This is a genomic window from Streptomyces sp. CB02058, assembly GCF_001905505.1.
Lineage (GTDB): Bacteria > Actinomycetota > Actinomycetes > Streptomycetales > Streptomycetaceae > Streptomyces.
The window spans coordinates 100513-122742 of record NZ_LIPG01000001.1 but is presented as its reverse complement, the minus strand read 5'-3'; the positions used below and the strand labels follow the sequence as shown (position 1 = coordinate 122742).

The 22230-nt window shown below is 71.9% G+C and carries 21 protein-coding genes and 1 tRNA gene; 7 read left to right on the top strand and 15 right to left on the bottom strand.

Features of this window, described 5'->3' with window-relative positions; all coding sequences use genetic code 11:
* Positions 1–126 precede the first annotated feature (126 nt).
* Complete coding sequence (locus AMK10_RS00650) at positions 127–1050, top strand: LysR family transcriptional regulator (protein ID WP_073743647.1); 924 nt, start codon at positions 127–129, stop codon at positions 1048–1050.
* A gap of 88 nt (positions 1051–1138) precedes the next feature.
* On the opposite strand, the gene AMK10_RS00645 is transcribed toward AMK10_RS00650, so the two are convergent.
* Positions 1139–1213, bottom strand: a tRNA-Thr gene (locus AMK10_RS00645).
* Between the two features lie 178 nt (positions 1214–1391).
* Here AMK10_RS00645 and AMK10_RS00640 point away from each other — a divergent pair.
* From AMK10_RS00640 to AMK10_RS00630, 3 genes are all read left to right on the top strand, one after another.
* On the top strand, positions 1392–2528 hold the full coding sequence (locus AMK10_RS00640) for an ABC transporter ATP-binding protein (RefSeq protein WP_073743645.1): 1137 nt from the start codon (positions 1392–1394) through the stop codon (positions 2526–2528).
* Between the two features lie 228 nt (positions 2529–2756).
* On the top strand, positions 2757–3170 hold the full coding sequence (locus tag AMK10_RS00635) for a hypothetical protein (RefSeq protein ID WP_073743643.1): 414 nt from the start codon (positions 2757–2759) through the stop codon (positions 3168–3170).
* Between the two features lie 36 nt (positions 3171–3206).
* Entirely contained in the window at positions 3207–3926 is a 720-nt protein-coding gene (locus tag AMK10_RS00630; RefSeq protein ID WP_073743641.1) for a nucleotidyltransferase family protein, read from the top strand.
* 99 nt (positions 3927–4025) lie between these two features.
* On the opposite strand, the gene AMK10_RS00625 is transcribed toward AMK10_RS00630, so the two are convergent.
* The 11 genes from AMK10_RS00625 to AMK10_RS00575 all read right to left on the bottom strand — a co-directional run bounded on the left by AMK10_RS00625 (position 4026) and on the right by AMK10_RS00575 (position 16104).
* A complete protein-coding gene (locus AMK10_RS00625) occupies positions 4026–5558 on the bottom strand; it encodes a DoxX family protein (RefSeq protein ID WP_073745919.1) in 1533 nt (510 codons plus the stop codon).
* Between the two features lie 47 nt (positions 5559–5605).
* A complete protein-coding gene (locus tag AMK10_RS38660; protein ID WP_443333119.1) occupies positions 5606–6061 on the bottom strand; it encodes a dTDP-4-dehydrorhamnose 3,5-epimerase family protein in 456 nt (151 codons plus the stop codon).
* Between the two features lie 103 nt (positions 6062–6164).
* Positions 6165–7121, bottom strand: a complete 957-nt coding sequence (rlmB, locus tag AMK10_RS00615; protein WP_073743637.1) for a 23S rRNA (guanosine(2251)-2'-O)-methyltransferase RlmB — start codon at positions 7119–7121, stop codon at positions 6165–6167.
* A 104-nt stretch (positions 7122–7225) separates the two neighbouring features.
* Complete coding sequence (gene cysS / locus AMK10_RS00610; RefSeq protein WP_073743634.1) at positions 7226–8626, bottom strand: cysteine--tRNA ligase; 1401 nt, start codon at positions 8624–8626, stop codon at positions 7226–7228.
* A 60-nt stretch (positions 8627–8686) separates the two neighbouring features.
* The gene (locus AMK10_RS00605; protein WP_073743632.1) at positions 8687–9943 is read right to left on the bottom strand and encodes an MFS transporter; all 1257 of its coding nucleotides are present in this window, start codon (positions 9941–9943) and stop codon (positions 8687–8689) included.
* Entirely contained in the window at positions 9940–11652 is a 1713-nt protein-coding gene (locus AMK10_RS00600) for an ABC transporter permease subunit (protein WP_073743630.1), read from the bottom strand. The genes AMK10_RS00605 and AMK10_RS00600 overlap by 4 nt, the downstream gene beginning before the upstream one ends.
* A gap of 4 nt (positions 11653–11656) precedes the next feature.
* Entirely contained in the window at positions 11657–13168 is a 1512-nt protein-coding gene (locus AMK10_RS00595; RefSeq protein ID WP_073743627.1) for an ABC transporter substrate-binding protein, read from the bottom strand.
* A 39-nt stretch (positions 13169–13207) separates the two neighbouring features.
* On the bottom strand, positions 13208–13813 hold the full coding sequence (locus tag AMK10_RS00590; protein WP_073743625.1) for a GNAT family N-acetyltransferase: 606 nt from the start codon (positions 13811–13813) through the stop codon (positions 13208–13210).
* Between the two features lie 142 nt (positions 13814–13955).
* On the bottom strand, positions 13956–14471 hold the full coding sequence (gene ispF / locus AMK10_RS00585; protein WP_073743623.1) for a 2-C-methyl-D-erythritol 2,4-cyclodiphosphate synthase: 516 nt from the start codon (positions 14469–14471) through the stop codon (positions 13956–13958).
* On the bottom strand, positions 14461–15225 hold the full coding sequence (ispD, locus tag AMK10_RS00580; protein WP_073743621.1) for a 2-C-methyl-D-erythritol 4-phosphate cytidylyltransferase: 765 nt from the start codon (positions 15223–15225) through the stop codon (positions 14461–14463). Before ispD ends, ispF begins: the two co-directional genes overlap by 11 nt.
* A 396-nt stretch (positions 15226–15621) precedes the next feature.
* The gene (locus AMK10_RS00575) at positions 15622–16104 is read right to left on the bottom strand and encodes a CarD family transcriptional regulator (protein ID WP_006380568.1); all 483 of its coding nucleotides are present in this window, start codon (positions 16102–16104) and stop codon (positions 15622–15624) included.
* 674 nt (positions 16105–16778) lie between these two features.
* Between AMK10_RS00575 and AMK10_RS00565 the strand changes: the two genes are divergently transcribed.
* On the top strand, positions 16779–17447 hold the full coding sequence (locus AMK10_RS00565) for a DUF461 domain-containing protein (RefSeq protein ID WP_073743619.1): 669 nt from the start codon (positions 16779–16781) through the stop codon (positions 17445–17447).
* A 91-nt stretch (positions 17448–17538) separates the two neighbouring features.
* On the opposite strand, the gene AMK10_RS00560 is transcribed toward AMK10_RS00565, so the two are convergent.
* A complete protein-coding gene (locus tag AMK10_RS00560; RefSeq protein ID WP_014047499.1) occupies positions 17539–18219 on the bottom strand; it encodes a response regulator transcription factor in 681 nt (226 codons plus the stop codon).
* On the bottom strand, positions 18216–19484 hold the full coding sequence (locus AMK10_RS00555; protein ID WP_073743617.1) for a sensor histidine kinase: 1269 nt from the start codon (positions 19482–19484) through the stop codon (positions 18216–18218). Before AMK10_RS00555 ends, AMK10_RS00560 begins: the two co-directional genes overlap by 4 nt.
* 199 nt (positions 19485–19683) lie before the next feature.
* Here AMK10_RS00555 and phoU point away from each other — a divergent pair, with 199 nt between their 5' ends.
* Positions 19684–20361 (top strand): phosphate signaling complex protein PhoU, encoded by a 678-nt coding sequence (phoU, locus tag AMK10_RS00550; RefSeq protein WP_073743615.1) that lies wholly within the window; start codon positions 19684–19686, stop codon positions 20359–20361.
* 182 nt (positions 20362–20543) lie between these two features.
* Positions 20544–20684 (top strand): hypothetical protein, encoded by a 141-nt coding sequence (locus tag AMK10_RS37580; RefSeq protein ID WP_167748631.1) that lies wholly within the window; start codon positions 20544–20546, stop codon positions 20682–20684.
* 76 nt (positions 20685–20760) lie between these two features.
* Here the strand turns inward: AMK10_RS37580 and AMK10_RS00545 are convergent, their stop codons facing one another.
* Positions 20761–22128 carry an MDR family MFS transporter gene (locus AMK10_RS00545; protein WP_079180583.1) on the bottom strand — a complete coding sequence of 456 codons (1368 nt, stop codon included), beginning with the start codon at positions 22126–22128 and terminating at the stop codon, positions 20761–20763.
* Positions 22129–22230 lie beyond the last annotated feature (102 nt).

Below are 22230 nucleotides of genomic sequence, written 5' to 3'. Positions count from 1 at the left end.
CGCCGGTGCCGAGGGCCTTCGTCGGCGGCTCCTTCACCATCGGCCAGGACGGCCGAGCGGAACAACGGCGAAGATCTGCACGTTCGTTCAGTCAGGCTTACCGATCCGGTTCATCTGGGGGATCTGATGGAACGCGATGAGATCGAGTGCTTCCTGCTGCTCGCCGACGAGCTGCACTTCGGCCGCACGGCCGACCGGATGCGGCTCTCCCGCGCGCGGGTGAGCCAGCTGGTGCAGCGCCTGGAGAGGCGCGTCGGCGCGCCGTTGTTCGTACGCACCAGCCGCCGCGTCTCCCTCACCTCGCTGGGCACACAACTGCGCGCGGACCTCGAACCGCACCACCGCGCGATGGAGGCCGCCCTCGCGCGTGCCACCGCCACCGCGCGTGGCATCGACACCGTGCTGCACGTGGGATTCTCCAACCCGCTGACCGGCGAGATCGCGCTCAAGGCGGCGGAGGCCCTGCGGGTCAGCCACCCCGGCCTCGCCGTGGAGATCTGCGAGGTCCCGCTGACCGATCCGTTCGGGCAGCTGCGCAGCGGAGCGTTCGACATCCAGCTCCAGGAGCACCCGGTGCGCGAGGACGACCTCAGCGGCGGCCCGGCGCTCATCGCCGAGGAGCGCGTCCTCGCCGTCCCCTCGGCACACCCGCTCGCCGCGCGGGGCTCGGTGTCGATGGAGGACCTCGCCGGCGTACCTCTGCTCACGATCGAGGGCGAGCTGCCGGTCTACCGGCTGGAGCAGTACGTCCCCACGCACACGCCCGGAGGGCGGCCGATCGCGCGGGGCCCGGCCGTGACCCGGATGCAGGAGGCGTTGACGCTGGTCGCGGGAGGCAGGGGCGCCCTGCTCACGGCCGCGCACATGACGACGTACTACACGCACCCGGGCATCGTGTACCTCCCCTTCGTCGACGCGGAACCCGTCGGTTACGGCCTGGTGTGGCAGGCCGGGAACACCAGTCGCGCACTGGAGGCCTTCGCCGGTGCGACCCGCGAGGCGGCGGGCGAGGTGACGCGGAGCGCCCCCAGGACGGCACTGCCGGCCTGACGCCTCCATCGGGCACGGAGTCTCGGGCCGGGGCCCCGGCGCAACAGAAAACCCCAGATCACGGACGCCGTGGCCTGGGGTTTCTCGGAGCCCCCTGTCGGATTCGAACCGACGACCTACGCATTACAAGTGCGTTGCTCTGGCCGGACTGAGCTAAGGAGGCGTGCGGGAGCAGTGTAACGAACACAGCGGCAGGAATCCGCGCCATATTCGGGACCTCAGGCCTACTGACATATTCGAAAACGCCAGGTAGCGTCACCTCAGGTTCACTCCAGTGGACCACACCACTCCCTTACTCGGATCGTCCGGCACGTTCCTGCCGGTGGAGGAGAAGAATCGTCATGGCCAGTGTCACGTTCGACAAGGCGTCCCGCGTCTACCCCGGCTCCACGAAGCCGGCCGTGGACCAGCTCGAGATCGACATCGAGGACGGCGAGTTCCTCGTCCTCGTCGGTCCTTCCGGTTGTGGCAAGTCGACCTCCCTGCGCATGCTCGCGGGTCTCGAGGACGTCAACGGCGGCGCGATCCGCATCGGTGACCGCGACGTCACGCACCTGCCCCCGAAGGACCGGGACATCGCCATGGTGTTCCAGAACTACGCGCTCTACCCGCACATGTCCGTCGCGGACAACATGGGCTTCGCGCTCAAGATCGCCGGTGTGAACAAGACCGAGATCCGGGCGAAGGTCGAAGAGGCCGCCAAGATGCTGGACCTCACCGACTACCTGGACCGCAAGCCGAAGGCGCTCTCCGGTGGTCAGCGCCAGCGTGTGGCGATGGGCCGCGCGATCGTGCGTGAGCCGCAGGTCTTCCTCATGGACGAGCCGCTGTCGAACCTCGACGCCAAGCTCCGTGTGTCGACGCGTACGCAGATCGCCTCGCTCCAGCGCCGTCTCGGCATCACCACCGTGTACGTCACCCACGACCAGGTCGAGGCCCTCACCATGGGTGACCGCGTCGCGGTCCTCAAGGACGGTCTGCTCCAGCAGGTCGACTCGCCGCGCAACATGTACGACCGCCCGGCGAACCTCTTCGTCGCCGGCTTCATCGGCTCCCCCGCGATGAACCTCGTCGAGGTCCCGATCACCGACGGTGGCGTGAAGTTCGGCAACAGCGTCGTCCCGGTCTCCCGCGAGGCGCTCACCGCCGCCGCGAACCGTGGTGACACCACCGTCACGGTCGGTATCCGCCCGGAGCACTTCGACATCGTCGAGCACGGTGGCGCCGCCGCGACCGGCCTCTCCAAGGCCTCCTCCGACGCCCCGGCCGGTCTGGCCGTCTCCGTCAACGTCGTCGAGGAGCTCGGCGCCGACGGTTTCGTCTACGGTGCCGCGCAGGTCGGTGGCGAGCACAAGGACCTGGTCGTCCGCGTCGGCGGCCGTGCCGTCCCGGAGAAGGGCACGGAGCTGCACGTCGTGCCGCGCCCGGACGAGCTGCACGTCTTCGCGACGTCGACCGGTGAGCGCCTGACCGCCTGATCCGCCCGGCCCAGCCTGTCGCTCCGGCCCCGCCCCCTTCGAGGGTGCGGGGCCGTTTGCGTGGTGCGCGCCGGATCGGGTTTTGGCGCGAAGGGGCGCCAAATACCCTGGCACACCGGTCAATTCACCCCCGAGCGTCAACACCCTATTCGAAAAGACCCCTCGAACCATCCCCCGGAGGGGTGACGAAATGTCGCCGAGTCATCACTGGCCGCTACGCTCGCCTGCGTGACCCACACCGCGCGCCGAATCGGCCGAACCCTCGCCCTCGTACTGCCCGTCGTCATGGTGCTGTCCGGGACCCTCGCGGTCACCCGCGTGCAGTGGTCGGGGCAGGACACCGAGACCCAGTTGCTGACCGCCGCCTCGGAGACCGTGTCCAAGCAGGCGAAGGCCCGTGCCCCGCAGGACATCCTGCGCGACAAGCTCCTGCTGGAGCTCCGCGAGAAGGACCCGGGTGTCGCTCTCACGAGCCTCCAGCGCACCGTCGAGGGGCGTCCGTCCCTCGCCAAGCACTGCATGTCGATCGCCAAGGCGCTGGGCAAGGCCGCCGTCGACCAGTACGGTCCGACGCGCGCCCACCGCTTCTCCCGTCCGGTCTGCGACACCTCCTTCGCCTCGGGCGTCGCGCAGTTCAGCTGAGCCGGGCGTGTCCCGGCACGGCATATCGTGCCTGGCATGCATACGTATCCGACGCAGGCCGTGATCCTGGCGGGTGGGCAGGGTTCACGGCTGCGCCCGTACACCGATGACCGCCCCAAGCCGATGGTCGAGATCCCCGGGACGGGGACCCCGATCATCGGCCATCAGCTGTCCTGGCTGGCCGCCGAGGGCGTCACCGACGCCGTGGTCTCGTGCGGCCATCTCGCCGATGTGCTGCAGGACTGGCTGGCCTCCGCCGATCTTCCGTTGCGCGTCACGACCGTCGTCGAGACCGAGCCCCTGGGCCGGGGCGGCGGTCTGAAGCATGCCGCGGCGCGGCTCCCCGAGCCCTCCGAGCCCTGGTACGCGACCAACGGCGACATCTGGACCCGCTTCTCGCTGCGGGAGATGGCCGCCTTCCACGCCGAGCGGGACGCCACCGCGACGCTCGCGCTCGCCCGCCCCCGGATTCCGTGGGGCGCCGTGGAGACCGACGCCTTCGGGCACATCACCGACTTCATCGAGTCGCCGCCCTCGCCGTATCTGATCAACGCGGGCGTGTACGTCTTCGCGCCCGCCTTCACGTCGCTGCTACCGGACCGCGGTGACCACGAGCGGACGACGTTCCCCCGGCTGGCCCGCGAACGCCGGCTGGCCGGCTATCCGCTGCCGCACGGGGCCTACTGGCGGGCGATCGACACCGCGAAGGACCTCACCGAGGCAGCGAAGGAACTGGGCGCCCACCCGGGCACGTAAGGGCTGCCCCGACAGCTCCCGGCCGCGCGTGGACGTACGTGAGCGAGGGCGGCCACCGGATGTCCGGTGGCCGCCCTCGCGGTGTGTGGGGTGCCCGGGTCAGCCGAGCAGGCCGCCGATGGGGTTCTGCCCGGCGCCGCCGGAGGAGCCGTCCTCGGGCTCGCCGCCGTCCGAGCCGCCCGTCGTACCGCCCGAACCGGTGGACCCGGAGGAGCTGGGGCCCGCGTCGCCCGCCGGGGGCTCCTGCGGGGCCGGCTCCTGCGGGGCCTCCTGGCCCGTGCCCTGGGTCTGGCTGGGCGCGCCCGTGCTCGCACCGGCCGTCGGGGCCGATTCGCCCGTGGCGTCGGAACCCTGGGTGGACTCCTCGGCCGACGGGGTGCCCGGAGCGCTGGAGGGGGCCGTCTCGGGAGTGCGGCCGTCCGGGGTCCGGGAGGGCCCCCGCTTCTCGCTCTTGGTCTTGTCGGGGAGCGGGGAGCCGGGCAGCTGGTTGGTCGGGTAGCTGTCCGGGCCCGGCACGGTGACGACCTCGGTGGAGCGGACCGCCCCGCCGAGCATCGAGCCGACCAGCAGGGTCAGGCCCACGACCACGGTGGCGACCGCCGCGCCGCGGCGCAGCACCCGCCGGCGGAGGTCCCAGATCTCGGAGCGCGGGCCGAGCGTGCGCCAGGCCTCGCCCGCGAGGCGTCCGTCCAGGGAGTAGACGGGAGCGCCGGCGATGACGAGAGGGCTCCACGCGGCCAGCAGGATGATGTCGGGGGTGTCGTACGCGGCGGCGGTGCGCCAGCTGACCGTCACCAGGAGGGCGGCGGAGAGCAGGGCCCCGAAGGCCGCGGCGACGCGCTGCCAGAGGCCCAGGACGGTGAGGACGCCGACGATGACCTGGAGGAAGGCGACGGAGAGTCCGGCACCGACGGGGTGGGAGAGCGCGAAGTCGCGCAGGGGTTCGGCGAGGGCCCAGGGGTGCAGCGAGGTCAGCCACTTGACCATGGAGCCGCGGTCGCCGCCGTCGAAGTAGGCGGGGTCGCAGAGCTTGCCCATGCCGGCGTAGATGGAGAGGAAGCCCAGGATGACGCGCAGGGGGAGGAGCACGACGCCGAGGTTCATCCGGCGGCCCGGGTAGTACGCGTGCCGGACGGTGTCGGCGTGGCGCCGCTCACCGGTGGTGCCCTGGGCCTCGGTGTCGGGGCCCTCGTCGTACGGGGTGTCGTCGCGGGGCGTGTCGACCGCGTCGTAGGCCCCGACCGCCTGGCGCATGGGCGGCAGCAGCGGGCCGCCGCGGCCGCCGCCGGGCTGGACCACGGGGTTGGGCTGGGTCTCGTCGAGGCGGGGGATGACCTGGGTGCCGCCGCCCGCGCCGAAGTCGCCGCCGGGGCGGGTGTCGAAGTGGCCGGCGGTGGAGTTCCGTACGGCCTGCAGGAGTCCGGTCGCTCCGGGGTCGCCCGGTTCGGACCTGCCGCTCCAGACGACGGGAGCCCGCCTGCGGCCGCCCGCGCCGCTCATGGCGGGAATCCTGACCGGTCCGGCGGGGCCGCCCACGGGGCGCAGACGGGTGCGCTGGCCCGGGGCGAGCTGCACCCGGAAGCTGGCGTGGCTGACGATGACCTGCGCGGGGTCGCTGTCCACCTTCGTCATGCTCAGGGCGGGTTGGTCGTCGAACCGAGGCGTTCTGGTGTCCACACTCATCTAACCGAGTGATGTGTGATTAGGACACTGCCTTGACGCGTCCGAAGTGTCCGAGACCCGTCAACACTCCGCCGCGCGCGACGAGTCCGTGTACGCGCGGCACGCGGAGCGGGAGGGCGCCGCGCCCGCTGCGGCCGTCTCGCGGAGGGTGCGCGGGCCGGTGGTGTCGTCCTCCGGCGCCGGGAACACGCGGCCCGGAACCCCGGCCGGGGGGAGTGGAACGCCGTTCCGCGCGTCCCGTCGCACCACTTCCCGGCGTCCGTACGGGGCCGGCCGGTACGGAGATCGATTGCCGCATCGGGGGTGGCGCCGCGCAGACAGGTGACGTACTCCGCCTGGCCGGGCGGCACTTCGGCGTACTGGATCGCGCGTAGCACCGCGCGCCGGGAGACGGACCGGCGACAGGCGCTCGACGTGTACCGCGTGCACGGCGGTGAGGAGGCACAGGACATCCCGGTGGGCGGCTTCGGCCCGGACATCCCGGCCCCGTCGTTCCCGCGCCGCCCGCCCGGGGGACCGGCCTCCGGGTCCCCTCGGCGGGCGGGGCGTACGGGGTCACGCCCTGCGGCGCGCCACCTCGTAGAGCACGATGCCCGCGGCGACACCGGCGTTCAGGGACTCAGCGCCACCCGGCATGGAGATGCGGACGCGGTAGTCGCAGGTCTCGCCGACGAGGCGCCCCAGGCCCTTGCCCTCGCTGCCGATCACGATGACGACGGGGCCGTCCAGTGCCTCCAGGTCCTCGACGGTGTGCTCACCGTCGGCGGCGAGGCCGACGACCGTGAGGCCGGCCTTCTGGTAGCCCTCCAGGGCGCGCGTCAGGTTGGTGACCCGCGAGACGGGGGTCCGCGCCGCGGTGCCCGCCGAGGACTTCCAGGCCCCGGCGGTCATCCCTGCCGCACGGCGCTCGGGCACGACGACGCCGTGGCCGCCGAACGCGGAGACCGAGCGGACGATCGCGCCGAGGTTGCGGGGGTCCGTGACGCCGTCGAGTGCGACGATCAGCGGGTCCTCGTTGTTGTCGTACGCGGCGGCGGTGAGGTCCTCCGGGTGCGCGTACTCGTACGGCGGGACCTGGAGGACGAGGCCCTGGTGGTTCAGGCCGTTCGTCATCCGGTCGAGCTCGGGGCGCGGGGCCTCCATCAGGTGGATGTTGCCGCGCTCACCGGCGAGCTGGAGCGCCTCGCGGACCCGCTCGTCGTTGTCGATGTACTGCTGGACGTAGAGCGTCGTCGCGGGCACGCCGTCACGCAGTGCCTCGAAGACCGGGTTACGGCCGACGACCATCTCCGACGTGCCCTTGGCGCCACCACGGCGCGGGGCGGGACGGCGTGCCGCGGCCTGCTTGGCCTGGGCGTTCGCCACCCTGTTCTTCTTGTGTCCCTTGCGGGCGGAGGCGGGCGGCGTCGGTCCCTTGCCTTCGAGACCACGGCGTCGCTGGCCACCGCTGCCGACCTGCATGCCCTTCTTGTTGGACGTGCGGCGGTTCCTGCGCTGGCTGTTCCCGGCCATGACCTACCTGTTTCGTTGCTTCAGAAAAACGTCGTCAAGTGAAAGTGTGCCGCCCGGACGGCCGGGCGGCACATTTGCGCTGCTCACGCATGGTGCGAATCCGCTCAGCGCGGTCCGAGCGTCCACCGGGGTCCGCTGGGGCTGTCCTCGATGACGAGGCCGGACTGGTTGAGCTGGTCGCGGATGGCGTCGGCCGCGGGCCAGTCCTTGCGCTCACGGGCCGACTGGCGCTGGTCGAGGACGAGCCGTACGAGGGTGTCGACGACGCCGTGCAGATCCTCGCCGCGGTCGCTCTCGCCCGCCCAGTGCGGGTCGAGCGGGTCCAGCCCCAGGACGCCGAGCATCGCGCGCACCTCGGCGAGGCGGGCGACGGCGGCTTCCTTGTCGTCGGCGGCGAGGGCGGAATTGCCCTGCCTGACCGTGGTGTGCAGGACCGCGAGCGCCTGCGGGACCCCGAGGTCGTCGTCCATGGCCTCGGCGAACGCGGGCGGCACCTCGGCGGCGGCCTCGACCGGCCCGCCGGCCTTCTCCACCACGCGCTGGATGAAGCCCTCGATCCGCGCGAACGCGGACTCGGCCTCACGCAGGGCCTCTTCGCTGTACTCGATCATGGAGCGGTAGTGCGGGGTGCCGAGGTAGTAGCGCAGGACGATCGGGCGCCAGGCCTTGACCATCTCGCTGACCAGCACGGAGTTGCCGAGGGACTTCGACATCTTCTCGCCGGACATGGTGACCCAGCCGTTGTGCACCCAGTACTTCGCGAAGTCGTCGCCGAAGGCCTTGGCCTGGGCGATCTCGTTCTCGTGGTGCGGGAAGATCAGGTCGATGCCGCCGCCGTGGATGTCGAAGGCGGTGCCGAGGTACTTGTGCGCCATCGCGGAGCACTCCAGGTGCCAGCCGGGACGGCCGCGGCCCCACGGGGTCTCCCAGCTGGGCTCACCGGGCTTCGCCGACTTCCACATGGCGAAGTCGCGCTGGTCGCGCTTGCCGGTCTCGCCGTCCCCGGAGGGCTGGCGCAGGTCGTCGAGGTCCTGGTTGGACAGCTCGAGGTATCCCTCGTACGAGCGGACGTCGAAGTAGACGTTGCCGTCGGCCTCGTAGGCGTGACCGCGCTCGATGAGGCCGCGCATCATCTCGATCATCTCGGGGACGTGCCCGGTGGCGCGCGGTTCGTACGTGGGCGGGAGGCAGCCCAGGGCGTCGTAGCCGTCGTTGAACGCGCGCTCGTTCTCGTAGCCGATGGACCACCAGGGGCGGTTCTGCTCGGCGGCCTTCTTGATGATCTTGTCGTCGATGTCGGTGACATTCCGGATGAACGTCACGTCGTAACCGCGGTACTCGAACCAGCGGCGCATGATGTCGAAGTTCAGCCCGGACCTGATGTGCCCGATGTGCGGGGCGGCCTGGACAGTCGCGCCACAGAGGTAGATCGAGACACAGCCCGCTGTGAGCGGGACGAAGTCACGGATCTGCCGGGCGTTGGTGTCATGCAGGCGAATAGTCACCCCTCAAGGGTAGTGGGCGCGCGCCAGTGCCCAGCGCCCCCTGTGGAAAACGTGTCACAACTAATCGGTGACGGCGGTGTCCGGGCCCGCAGCGCGCCGCCCGGAGGGCAGGGTCAGGGCCACTCCGGCACCGGCCAGGGGGACGGCCGCGAGCACGGTCCACAGGACCGGCCCGGGTGTGTCGAGGAGCGTCCCGGTGGCGGCGCTGCCGACGAGCACGGCGAGGCCGGAGACCGAGGACAGCGCCCCGGTCGCGAGCCCCAGCCTGCGGTCGTCGACCAGGTCGGGGACGAGCCCCCGCGTGGCCGGGACCAGCAGCATCTGGCCGAGGGTGAGCAGGACGACGAGCACGGCTCCGGGCAGCAGCCCGGCGGGGCCGCCGGGTGCGAGGGGCACGGCGGCGAAACCGGCGGCGACGACCGCGAGCCCCGCGACCAGGGCGGTCCTGGGCGCGATGCGCCGCGCGGACCAGCGGGTCAGCGGCAGCTGTGCCACGACGACGAGCAGCGAGGAGAGCGCGAACAGCGCCCCGAGCGCGCCCTGGGAGCCGGTGGCGCGCTCCACCTCCACGGGCAGGGCGAGATAGAGCTGGTTGTAGGAGACGAGATAGCAGCTGTACGCGAGGCACAGGAGCAGGAAGGGCCGGTTGGCCAGGAGCCGGCGGGGAACACGCGCGCCCGGCCCGGCGGCGGGTGCCCGGCGGGTCCCGCGCGGCATGAGCCGGGCGTGTCCCGCCAGTACGCCGACGAAGACCAGCGCCCCGGCCAGGCAGGCCGACCGGAACCCGCCGCCCAGGAGCAGCAGCAGGCTGCCCAGCAGCGGTCCGATGAAGGCACCGGCCTGTCCGGCGGCGGAGAACACGGCCAGCACCTGGGCGCGCGGGGTGCCGGTGGCGCTCTCGCCGGCGACGGCGGCGCGGGCGGTCTCGGACTCGACGGCGGGCGAGAAGAGCGCGGCGGCGAAGCCGATCAGGAGGACGGCTCCGATCACGGTGGCGGTGGAGCCGGCGACCGCGAGCCAGCAGAAGCCCGCGACGCGCAGGACGCAGCCGGCCAGGACGACCGGCCGGGGGCCGTAGCGGTCGGTGAGGGCGCCGCCGACGACGAACAGGCCCTGCTGGCTGAAGGTGCGCAGGCCCAGCACGAGTCCGACGAGCCAGCCCGCCATGCCGAGCCCGTCGCCGAGATGGGCGGCGAGGTAGGGCAGGACCGCGTAGAAGCCGATGTTGAACGCGAACTGGGTGGTGGTCAGGAGCCGGATGTACGCCTTCAGCCCGGGGGCGTCCGTGCCCGTCGCGCTCTCCGGGTACGCCGTCATCCGCGCCCCCTGCCGCGTACGGCCGCCGAGGTCAGGACCGCGAGCGCGCCGAGGGCGGCGAGGGCCGCGGCGGGGGCGAGGACGGCCCAGGGGGCGCGTTCGGCGTAGGGCATGTTCTCCGAGAGCATGCGGCCCCACTCCGGCGCGGGAGCCTGGGTGCCGAGCCCGAGGAAACCCAGGGAGGCGAGCGCCAGGGCGACGGCCGGGACGCGCAGCACGGCGTGGCGCACGACCGGCGGGAGGACCCCCGGCAGGATGTGGCGGCGCAGCCGGTGCCAGGGCCCCGCGCCGAGCGCACGGGCCACGGCGACGTGCGGGGCCGCCCGCTCCTGTGCGTACAGCGCGGAGGTGTGGGCGGCGAGTGGGGCCCACGCGACGGCGGCGACCGCGACCGCCGCGGCCCACGGGCCGGGTCCCACGACGCCCGCGACGACGAGCCCGGCCAGCACCGCGGGCAGCGCGTTCGCCGTCTCGGTGAGCGCTCCGGTGCGGAGGGCCCCGGCGAGCAGGCCGAGGAGCAGGGTGACGGCGCTGACGGCGACGGCGGTGAGCACGGTCCTGGCCGCGCCGTGCGCGAGGCGGGCGAGGACGTCACGGCCCAGGGAGTCGGCGCCCAGCGGGTGGGCCGCCGAGGGGGACGCGAGCCGGGCCGCGGCGTCGGCGTGCAGCGGGTCGCGCGTCAGGCCGGCGACGACGACGGCGGCCAGCAGCGCCGCGAGGACCGCCGCGGCAACGGCCACCGCGCGCCGGGCGGGGAGGCCCGGCGCGACCAGCGGGGGCAGCGCGCCGTCCTCGCGGGCGGGCCCGAGCAGCGCCCGGGAGCCGAGCCGGGCCGCGAGACCGGCGGCGACACCCAGCAGCAGGAGGAGGAGCACGCAGGCCTGGAGCACGGGCAGGTCCTGGGCCAGCGCGGCGGCCAGCGCCGTCCCGCCGAGCCCCGGCACGGCGTACAGCGTCTCGACGGCGACCGCGCCACCGGTGAGCCCCACGACGGCCAGGCCGAACTGGGGCAGCAGGGCGGGCAGGGCGCGGCGCAGGGCGTGGGCGGCGATCCGGCGGGCGGGCATCCCGTTGGCCGTGGCGGCGCGCGCCCAGGGTTCGGCGAACGCGCCGGGCAGCGCGTCGTCCAGCAGCCGGCCCAGCAGCGCGCCGGCGGGGACGCCCATGGCGAGGGCGGGCAGGACGAGCTGCTCGGGCCCTCCCCAGCCGAGGGCGGGGAACCAGCCCAGCTGCACGGCGAGGACGGTGGCCAGGACCGCGGCGAGGAGGAACTCCGGCAGCGCGGCCAGCACGGCGGCGCCGACGCCCGAGCGGGTGGTGACGAGCCTGCGGCGGGCCCCGCGCCTGAGCGTCCCCGCGACGAGGGCGAGCGCGAGGAGGACGGCCACGGCGAGCGAGACACCCATGAGGGTGAGGGAGACGCCGAGCGCTGACGTCACATCGGGGCCGACCGGCTGCCCGGAGACCCAGGACTCCCCCAGGTCTCCGCGGAGCACTCCGGCGGCCCAGCCGCCGAGGACGTGCGCCATGCCCCCGTCGAGCCCGGTCTCGGCACGGATCGCGTCCAGGACGGCGGGCGTGGACGGCCGGTCGGCGTACCGGGCGTGCAGGATCGTCAGCGCCGGATCGGTGCGGGTCAGCCAGGGCAGCAGGCCGATGACGGCGACGACGGCCAGCAGCGCGCCGAGCCGTCCCGCCAGGTACTTCACGCGGTCACCCGACGCGGGTGTCGGCGGTGATCAGGGTGCGTTCCATCGGGTCGAGGGCGACGCCTTCGACGCGTGCCTCGTCGTAGCCCTGCACGAAGCGCTCGTGGACGAGCGGCACGAGCACGTCGGCGCCCAGGACGGCGGCCTCGGCGGTCATCTCGGCGCGGTGACGGGCGTCGGTGCCGGTGGTGGACGCGGCCTTGTCCACCGCGGCGTCGACGCGCTCGTCGCACAGCTGCGAGATGTTGGCGCTGCCGTCGCAGGTGAAGTCGGAGGCGAGATAGGAGACGGGATCGGCCGTGTCCAGCAGGGTGTTGCGTGCCTGGATGAACGCGTCGTACTTCCCGGCGAGCGCGTCGGCCTCCATCTGCGCGTAGTCGCGTACGACCTGCTTGACGGTGAAGCCGCGCTTCTCCAGCTGCTGCTGGACCAGCGTCGCGACCTCGGGGAGCTCCGGCCGGTTGGTGTAGGTGGCGAGGACGATCTCCTCGGTCCTCGCCACATCGGCCCGGCTCGCGGCCGGGGTCCTTCCGGTGGGGGCGACCCGGTTCTCCGCGGCCCAGGGCACACCGGGACCGAGGAGTCCTTGCGCGGTGTTGGCCCGGCCCTCGTACACACCGTCGACCAGGGCCTTGGAGTCGATGGCCTCACGGGCGGCGGCGCGCATGGCCGGGTCGGCGAAGACACCCTTCGTGGTGTTCAGCGAGAGGCCGTTGGTCCGCGCGGAGGGGAACTCGTGGACGTACGCGTCGCCGAGCAGCGACGCCTGCGAGATCGGCACGTACTCGGCCACGTCGACGGCCTTCGTCCGCAGCGCGTTGGCACGGGCGGTGCCGTCGGCGACGAAGGTGACGTCGACGCCCGGGGCCTTCGCCTTGTCGCCCCAGTAGTCGGCGTTGCGCTCGAGGGTCGCGGCGACCGCGCCCTTGACGTCGGTCAGGGTGAAGGGCCCGGTGGCGTGGCCGGCCGGGTCCACCTTGCCCTTCCCGTAGGCGCCGGCGGACAGGATCGTGAGGGACGGGTTGGCGAGCCGCTGCGGGAGGAGCGGGTCGGCTTCCCCGGTGACGATCCGTACGGTGTCCGCGCTCGTGGCCGTCGCGACCAGGCGGGTGTCGGAGAGGACCCGGGGCAGTGGTGACGCCTTGCCCGCCGTGGTGAGCGACCGTACGACGGCGTCGGCGTCGACCTTCGCGCCGTCCTGGAAGACGGCGTCGCGGAGGGTGAACGTCCAGGTGGTGGGGTTGTCCTGCTTCCACGACGCGGCGAGCGAGGGCTTCGCAGCACCGTTCGCGTCCAGCGTGGTGAGCCCCTCGATGACGGCGAGCCGGCTGAGGGTGACCGCGTCGTCGCCGTACGGGGACATGGCCTGCGCGGGCGGGAAGGCCATGACGACCCGGAGCCGCTGCGCGTCGTCGGACGACCCGGAGCCGCTCGACGAGGAACAGGCGGCGAGCGGGAGCAACAGGGCGGCGGCGATGACCGGCAGTGTGGACCGGCGGCTTCGGAGCGTAGGCATGACGGAGACCCTATATGAAAACGATTATCATCTGACAATCTAGGCGGAAAGGCCCTCGGGATCGGGCATCGGCAGCTCGAAGTGGACGATGCCCTGACCGCCGCCCGGCAGGGTGCGCTCGTCGCAGACCTCCTGGGCCATCGACCGCCAGAACGGCTCGGCGCCAGGCACCGCGGGATCGGTGTGCAGGTAGAGCGAGGTGTAGCCGCCCGCCCGCGCGGCGAACGCGCCGAGCTCCCGCACCAGCACCCGGGCCAGGCCGTGCCTGCGGTGCTCGGGGCGTACGTAGATCCGGCACAGCTGGGCGGTCGTGCCGGAGGGGAAGCGGTCCGCGACCCACTGCGGGTTGGGCGGCGCCTGCGGCCCCCGGTCCCGCACCGCACCCGTCGCCACGACCTCGTCGTCGCGCAGGACGACCAGGAGGGTGCAGCGTCCGGGCAGGAGGTAGTGGCCCTCCAGGTCGATGATGTCGGCGTGCCAGCGCGGCACGTAGCCCGAGCGCAGGTCGTGGTAGACGGTGTCCAGCATCACGGCCCGCGCGCCACCGACGTCCTGGGCGGTGGCGGTCCGGAGCGTGTAGCCGTCCGGAACGCGCCAGGCCGGAGCCTCTCGCGTCGTCGTCGCCCCGGCGATCACGCTCACCATTGACGCCCACCTTCGCTCTCAGCCCATTACGGCACATCACTTGCCAGACCAGCGTACGTGCGAGTGATGTGCAATAAGGCGCCGGGGCTGCCGGCGGACCGCACGTGCCCGACGGGAGGTCCGGCCGTGCGGTCCGGGGGCGTCAGCCGGTGGTGCGGTAGACCAGGGCCGTCGCGATGCCCGCGATCCCCTCGCCCCGGCCGGTGAAGCCGAGCCCGTCCGACGTCGCGGCGGAGAGCGAGACGGGGGCCCCGACCGCGGCGGACAGCACCTTCTGGGCCTCGTCGCGCCGCTTGCCGATCTTGGGGCGCAGGCCGACGACCTGCACCGCCACATTGCCGACCTCGAAGCCCTCGGCGCGCACGATCCGGGCGGCCTCGGTGAGCAGGGTGACCCCGGAGGCCCCCGACCACTCGGGCCGGCCGGTGCCGAAGTGCTGCCCCAGGTCACCGAGCCCGGCGGCGGAGAACAGCGCGTTGCAGGCGGCGTGCGCCACCACGTCGGCGTCGGAGTGCCCGGCCAGACCGGGCCCCTCGCCCTCCCAGAGCAGTCCCGCGCACCAGAGTTCGCGGCCCTCCTCGAAGGCGTGGATGTCGGTCCCGATGCCGACGAGCGGAATCACGGGAGCGGTGTGCCGCAGGGGCGCCTCAGAATCCATCGTTCGCCCTCCGGCGTGCGAGAACGGCCTCGGCCAGCACGAGGTCGAGCGGCCTGGTCACCTTGAACGCCTCTTCGTGCCCGGGTACGACGACGACGGGCGGGCCCAGCCGTTCGACCATGCCCGCGTCGTCGGTCGCGCCCTCCCCGTCGACGGCGGCACTCTCGTGCGCCCTGACCAGCGTGTCCCGGTCGAAGCCCTGGGGCGTCTGCACGGCCCGGAGCCTCGCGCGCACGGGCGTCGAGAGCACCGGCTCGGGCCGGCCGCCCTCGGCCGGCTCGACCTCCTTGACGGTGTCGGCGAGCGGAAGCGCGGGAACGACGGCGGGGGCCCCGTCCCGCACGGCCTCGATGACGGCGTCCACGGTCTCGACCGGTACGAGCGGCCGGGCCGCGTCATGGACGAGTACGACGGAGATGTCGTCGGGCAGGGCGTCGAGGCCGAGCCTCACGGACTCCTGGCGTGTCGCACCGCCGGGGACGATGACGTAGTCCGTGCGCTCGGGCAGCGCGTGCCCGTCGATGAGGTTCTTGACCTCGGGCGCGCCGTCGGGCGGCGCGACCACGACGACGAGGCTGACGGCGCGGGACGCCGCCATGGCCCGTACGGCGTGGATCAGCATGGGGGTACCGCCGAGCGCGCGCAGCGCCTTGGGGGTACCGGGGCCGAGCCGGACGCCGCGGCCCGCGGCCGGGATCACCGCGGCGGTGCGGGAGGGGCTCGGTTCAGCGGGCGTCGGTGACATCGGTGACATCGATTGCACTCCGAAGCTTCGGCAGGTTTGTTTCCACGGCCCACATGGGTATGGCCTGGGCGTACCCCCGGCCGTAGGTTGGGGGGAGAGCCGGGCGCGACGCCTCGACTCGACCGGGAACCCTTCCGTGACCCCCGGTCGGCCGAGCCGCGGCGGGTTCGGCGCAGGACCGCTCGGCGAAGACCCCGGAGACAGGCTCCGGGCAGGACGGCTCAGGCTTCCGGACAGGCACCCTTTCCGGACAGAACAGCCGGATCAGGCCGGATCTTTCGGATCCGAACATGCCGCAGCGCCCGACGACTTACCGTAAAAACGGCTGGTCAGCGGGCACCGCGGCACATTTGCTTACGACCGGATTCGATTACCTGGTGGCACCGGTCGCCGGTGTCGTCCGGTTCAGGACGCGAGGACCTCGTCGAGCAGGGCCTCGGCCTTGTCCTCGTTCGTGTTCTCCGCGAGAGCAAGCTCGCTCACCAGGATCTGGCGGGCCTTGGCGAGCATGCGCTTCTCACCTGCGGAGAGTCCTCGCTCGCGCTCACGACGCCACAGGTCACGCACCACTTCGGCGACCTTGATGACATCGCCGGAGGCGAGCTTCTCGAGATTTGCCTTGTAGCGTCGGGACCAGTTCGTCGGCTCTTCGGCGTACGGCGCGCGCAGCACCTCGAAGACCCGGTCCAGCCCTTCCTGCCCGACGACGTCGCGCACTCCGACGAACTCCGCATTGTCCGCCGGCACACGAACCGTCAGGTCGCCCTGGGCGACCTTGAGCACCAAGTAGGTCTTGTCCACGCCTTTGATCTGGCGAGTTTCGATAGCCTCGATCAGCGCGGCCCCGTGATGGGGATAGACCACGGTGTCGCCAACCTTGAACGTCATGTGACAGGTACCCCTTCCGTGGCTATCCAGAGTAACACGAGAACGGCTTCTCCTGAATGGCGTTTTCGCAGGTCAGGGCATATCTCGGGGCTTGACAACTGAGACACGAACGTGCTGCGAGAGGCTTCCGGAAGGCGATATTCGCAGGTCGGAGCGGGCGTACGACCGACCGGAAACACTCGCGTCACACGGGCCGGAAGCCCTCCAGAAGGGGCCGAACGTCCCGTTTTGCCGGATTCCAGATGGTGAACTTTCCGTACTCCGTTCGGACATCGATCACTCGTACGGGCCTTAGCGTCCGTGGCCATTGAAATTGATCACGGGCCGGTGGCCGCGTGGATTATGCACGGGAAATGCGCCACGGCCCGGAAAATCGATCACCCTCCGATCAACATGCTGATCAGCGCGGTTATGTGAACAGCTCGCGAAACGTCATCGAGCGCGAGGAGGCCCCCGGGCGGACGGGAGACGGACGGACGGTCCCCCGGGCGCGGCGAGGCTCGTCCGTCCACAGGTAGGTCGGCCACAGGGGCGGGTCGGGTGCGGGCCCGGGAGGACGGCTCGGTAACCTGAGCCCGCTGACACACACTTAGGGCGGCTTTACGGCCGCTCGGGCCTTCCTGTCCGCAGAGTCCGAAGTCCGCAGTCCGAACGTTCAAGGAGTTGCCGCCGCCGTGAGCCGCAGCCTTCGACACGGCGCCCTCGCCGCCACTGCCCTCGTGTTCTCGATCGCCTCGCTGTCCGCGTGTGCTGCCGGCAACAACGCGCAGACGCTCCAGGTCAGGCCGGACAACGCAGCCACCGCTGTCGGATCCCTCAAGATCCAGAACCTGAACGTCATCACGCAGCCCGATCACGAGGCCGAGGGCCCGGCCGTCATCGCGGCCACCCTCTTCAACGACGGCACGAAGCGTGAGGTCCTGGAGAAGATCACGCTGCCGGGCAGCAACGCCGCGGTGGAGCTGAAGCCCGCCAAGGGCAAGGGCCCGGTGGTGGTCCCGGCCGGCGGGCGGCTCATCATCGGCGGCAAGGACAACGCCTCGGCCGTTGTCGAGAACGGCCGTCAGGTCGGCGCCGACGGCAGCGTGCAGTCGGTCGTCTTCAGCTTCAGCGAGACCGGCGACATCCAGCTCGGTGCCGCAGTCGTCCCGGCGACCAGCTTCTTCGAGTCCTTCGGCCCGGGCACGCTGCCCGCGACGAAGCAGCCCACGCCCGAGGCGTCCCCGTCCGAGTCGGCGGGCGAGCCGACGGACGAGGGCTCCGAGAGCCCCTCGGCGGACGGCTCCGCCTCTCCGACCGACTCCGCCTCGCCCGCGGACGAGGACGCGGCCGCCACCCACTGATCACCGGCGGGCGGGGGTGCCTCCGGCCGGAGGCACCCCCGCTCAGCCCGATGTCACCGGGTCAACGCCGTGCACGGCTGACCGCCGCGGTCTACGGCTCGAACTTGTAGCCCAGGCCGCGCACCGTCACCAGATAGCGCGGCGCACCGGGGTCGGGCTCGATCTTGGCGCGGAGCCGCTTGACGTGGACGTCGAGGGTCTTGGTGTCGCCGACGTAGTCCGCGCCCCAGACCCGGTCGATCAGCTGCATGCGCGTCAGCACACGCCCCGCGTTGCGCAGGAGCATCTCCAGCAGGTCGAACTCCTTCAGCGGGAGGTCGACCTTCCCGCCGGAGACGGTGACGACGTGGCGGTCCACGTCCATCCGGACCGGGCCCGCCTCCAGAGCGGCCGGGGTGACCTCCTCCGGCTCGCCGCGGCGGCGCAGCACCGCGCGGATGCGGGCCACGAGCTCCCGCGAGGAGAAGGGCTTGGTCACATAGTCGTCGGCTCCTATTTCCAGGCCGACGACCTTGTCGATCTCGCTGTCCTTGGCGGTGACCATGATCACCGGAACGTTGGACCGCACGCGCAGCTGCCGGCAGACCTCCGTGCCCGGCAGACCGGGGAGCATCAGGTCGAGCAGCACGAGGTCGGCGCCGTTGCGCTCGAACTCGTCGAGGCCGTCGGGGCCGGTGGCCGCGATGGCCACCTCGAAGCCTTCCTTGCGAAGCATGTAGGACAGGGCGTCGCTGAAGGATTCCTCATCCTCGACGACAAGCACTCGGGTCACGGAAGGGCCTCCGGGGCAGGAAATGGATCAAAAGAATCGGTCTCGTACGGTCGCTCCACGTCAACAGCACCGTTGACGGAGAAGGGCCCGCCGGTGGGACGACCCCGTACGACGCCCGATTCGGGCAGTCGCAGGGTGAAGGTGGAGCCCTGGCCTTCCGAGCTCCATACGGTGACCTCCCCGCCGTGCGAGGCGGCCACATGCTTGACGATGGCGAGGCCGAGACCGGTGCCACCGGTGGCCCGTGAGCGGGCCGGGTCGACTCGGTAGAACCGCTCGAAGACGCGCTCGCGGTCCTTCTCGGAGATGCCGATGCCCTGGTCGGTCACGGCTATCTCGATCAGATCCCCGCCGGGCGCGGCCAGCTTCCGGGCCGCGATACCGACGCGCGTACGGGCGGGGCTGTAGTTGACGGCATTCTCCACGAGATTGCCGAGGGCGGCCGCGAGCTGGCTGCGGTTCCCCCAGACGGTGAGGTCCGCCGTACCGCCCGAGGCCATGGTGATCTGCTTGGATCCGGCCTGCTGGCGGCACCGGTCGATGGCCTCCGCGACCAGCTGTTCCACCCGAACGGGTTCGGCGTCCTCCAGCGGGTCGTCGTTCTGCACCCGGGAGAGGTCGATGAGCTCCTGGACGAGGTTGGTCAGCCGGGTCGCCTCGATCTCCATGCGCCCGGCGAACCGCTCCACCGCCTCCGGGTCGTCGGACGCTCCCATGACGGCCTCGGAGAGCAGTGAGAGCGCGCCGACCGGGGTCTTGAGCTCATGGCTGACGTTGGCGACGAAGTCGCGCCGTACCGCTTCTATGCGGCGGGCCTCCGTGAGGTCCTCGACCAGCAGCAGGACCAGGCGTGAGCCCAGCGGGGCCACCCGGGCCGAGACCGCGAGGGCCTCGCCCCGGCCGGTGCCCCGGCGAGGGAGGTCCAGCTCCACCTGTCGTATCTCACCGTCACGCCGGGTGTCCCTGGCCATGTGGAGCATCGGCTCGACCGCCAGGCGGCCACCCCTGACCAGGCCCAGCGCATAGGCGGCGGAGCTGGCCTTGACGACACTGTCGCTCTCGTCGAGCACGACGGCCGAGGAACTGAGCACGGACAGGACCGTGTCCACACCCGGGGGCAGCGCCGCGTTGCCGTCCGGTCGGAGGGACGTACGCGTGGGGCGCTTCTGCTCGCGTTCACTCCAGCGGAACGCCAGCACGGCGATCACACCGGTACACAGCCCGGCGATCGCGGCAGCTGCGGCGACCGCCGCGTTCACGTCCATGCTTCAAGGTTATGCGGGCGCGCCGACACTCTCCCAGCCATCCGGGTGCCATCTCGAACACTCGTCGCCCAGAGTTCACCGAGGGGATAGTGCCGGTTCACTTGGGCGGTCGGATCCCGACGCGTTGCACCCGCACCGTGGCAACGTGGGGGTCGGCCCTAGACCCCGGCCTCAACAAAGGATCTGGAGAGGGACTTCCATGCGCGACGCTTATCACGAGGAACTCGATTCGATCGGCGAGGACCTGGTCGAGATGGCCAGGCTCGTCGGCTCGGCGATCGGGCGGGCGACGACGTCCATGCTCGACGCCGATCTCAAGCTCGCCGAGAGCGTGATCGCCGCGGACCAGAAGGTCGACGACCTCCAGCACGACCTGGAGGCCCGCGCCATCGCACTGCTGGCCCGCCAGCAGCCGGTCGCGACGGATCTGCGGATAGTGGTCACCTCCCTGCGGATGAGCGCCGACCTGGAGCGCTCGGGCGACCTCGCCCAGCACGTCGCCAAGCTGGCGCGGCTGCGCTTTCCCGAGTCGGCCGTACCGCACGACCTGCACGCCACCATCCTGGAGATGGGTCAGCTGGCGCAGCGGCTGATGGCGAAGGCCGCCGAGGTCATCATCACGAAGGACGTCGACCTGGCGCTCCAGCTGGAGCAGGACGACGACGAGATGGACCTGCTGCACCGCACGCTGTTCCAGCACCTGATGGACGACCGCTGGAAGCACGGCATCGAGACCGCCGTCGACGTGACCCTGCTCGGCCGCTACTACGAGCGCTTCGCCGACCACGCCGTGTCGGTCGCCAAGCGCGTCGTCTACCTGGTCACGGGCGAGCACGCGGACGAGATCCAGGCGGCGGGACCGGTGGAGGGGGCGTAGAGGGGCGCGGGCCTCACCTCATTCGTACGTCCGTTCCAGCACTCGTGCGCCGTTGATGCGCCCTCCGGACTGGGCATGCAATGGGTGCGGGGGCGACGCGGCATGCCCGCGGTCCCCGTCGTCGGCATGTGTGCCCACGCATGTGCCGTACGCCGTCGAGTCGTACGCCCTGAGGAGGGACCATGGCCGATTCCCCCGTGACCGAACCCCAGCAGGAGACCCCGACCGAAGTGGTGCACCTGCCCGTGCTGGGAGCCTGCGGTTGCGGCTCGGGCTGCGGGTGCGGCTGCCAGTCCGGCGCGCCGTGCCAGTGCGGCGGCTGAGAGCCGGGCCGAACCTCGCGGCGGGGCCCCGGGACGGACATGTGTCCGCTCCCGGGGCCCCGCCGTGGCGCGCTCCTCAGGCCGTCGGCTCCGCGACCGCCCGGTCCTCGCCGTGGCGCGCTTCCCGCACCGCGGGCTCGGCGACCACCTGGCCCGCGCCCCCACGCGCCTCCGGGGCCGCGGGCTCCGCGACCGCCAGGTCCTCGGGGGCCGGCGAGCCCGCGACCACCGGCTCCGGCAGGTCGAGGTTCCGCATGAGCAGCCAGTAGCCGAACGCGGTGACCGTGCCCAGCACCGCGCAGGTCCCCCACAGCCAGGCCGCGCCGTAGTGGTCGATCACGAAGCCGGACATCAGCGGCGCGACGAGCGCCGCCACCGACCAGGACATCGAGTACACGCCCTGGTAGCGGCCCCTGCCGTGTGCCGGGGACAGCTGCACCACGATGCCGGTCTGCGTCGGCGCGTTGACGATCTCGGCGAGGGTCCAGACGCACACCGTCAGCGCGTACACCCCGACCGACCCCGCGAAGGCGGTCAGCCCGAACCCGTACCCCGCGACCAGGGACGAGATGATCAGCAGCCGCCTGGGGTCCCGGTGCTGGATGAAGCGGGTGACGGGGATCTGCAGGGCCACGATCATCACGCCGTTGACGGCGATGGCCGTACCGAAGTCCGAGCTGGACAGCCCGTCCGTGCCCATGGCGACCGGCAGGCCCACGTATCCCTGCTGGAAGATCAGCGCGACCAGGAAGGACAGCCCGACGACACCCATGTAGCGCCCGTCGCGCAGCACGGTGCTCAGCCGCACGTCGTCGGGCGCACGGACCCCGGCAGCCTGCGGCTTCGCCTCGGGGCGGGACTCCGGCACCTTGAGGAAGACGACGACGGCGCAGAGCAGCGTGAGCGCGGCCTCTCCCATGAAGCCGGCCAGATAGCTGTACTCGGCGATGAAGCCGGCCCCCGCCGAGGAGACCGCGAACCCCAGGTTGATCGCCCAGTAGTTGAGCGAGAACGCCCGCACCCGGTCCTCGGGCCTGACGATGTCGGCCATCATCGCCTGCACGGCGGGCCGGGACGCGTTGCTCGCCATCCCCACGACGAAGGCGACGCCCGCGATGGCAACCGGATGCACCATGAAGCCGAGCACGGCCACCGAGACGGCGGTCGAGAGCTGCGCGATCAGCATGGTCGGGCGACGGCCCAGCCGGTCCGTCATCACCCCGGCCCCGAGCGACGAGACGACCCCGCCGAGCCCGTGGAGCGCGGCGACGAGACCCGCGTACGAGGCCGAGTAGCCCCGGTCCAGGGTCAGATAGAGGGCCATGAAGGTGGCGACGAACGCCCCGAGGCGGTTGACCAGCGTGCTGGTCCACAGCCACCAGAACTCCCTGGGGAGGCCGGCGACCGTCTCGTGTGCCGCCTTTCTGAGACCGGCGACAGACATAGGGCTTCCCCCCGGGGGCGTACGTACGGAATGGATGCGAGCGGGTCCTCATGTAAGCGGCCCTACTCCTGACCGAACATTACGAAGGCGGATTCCCCGGCC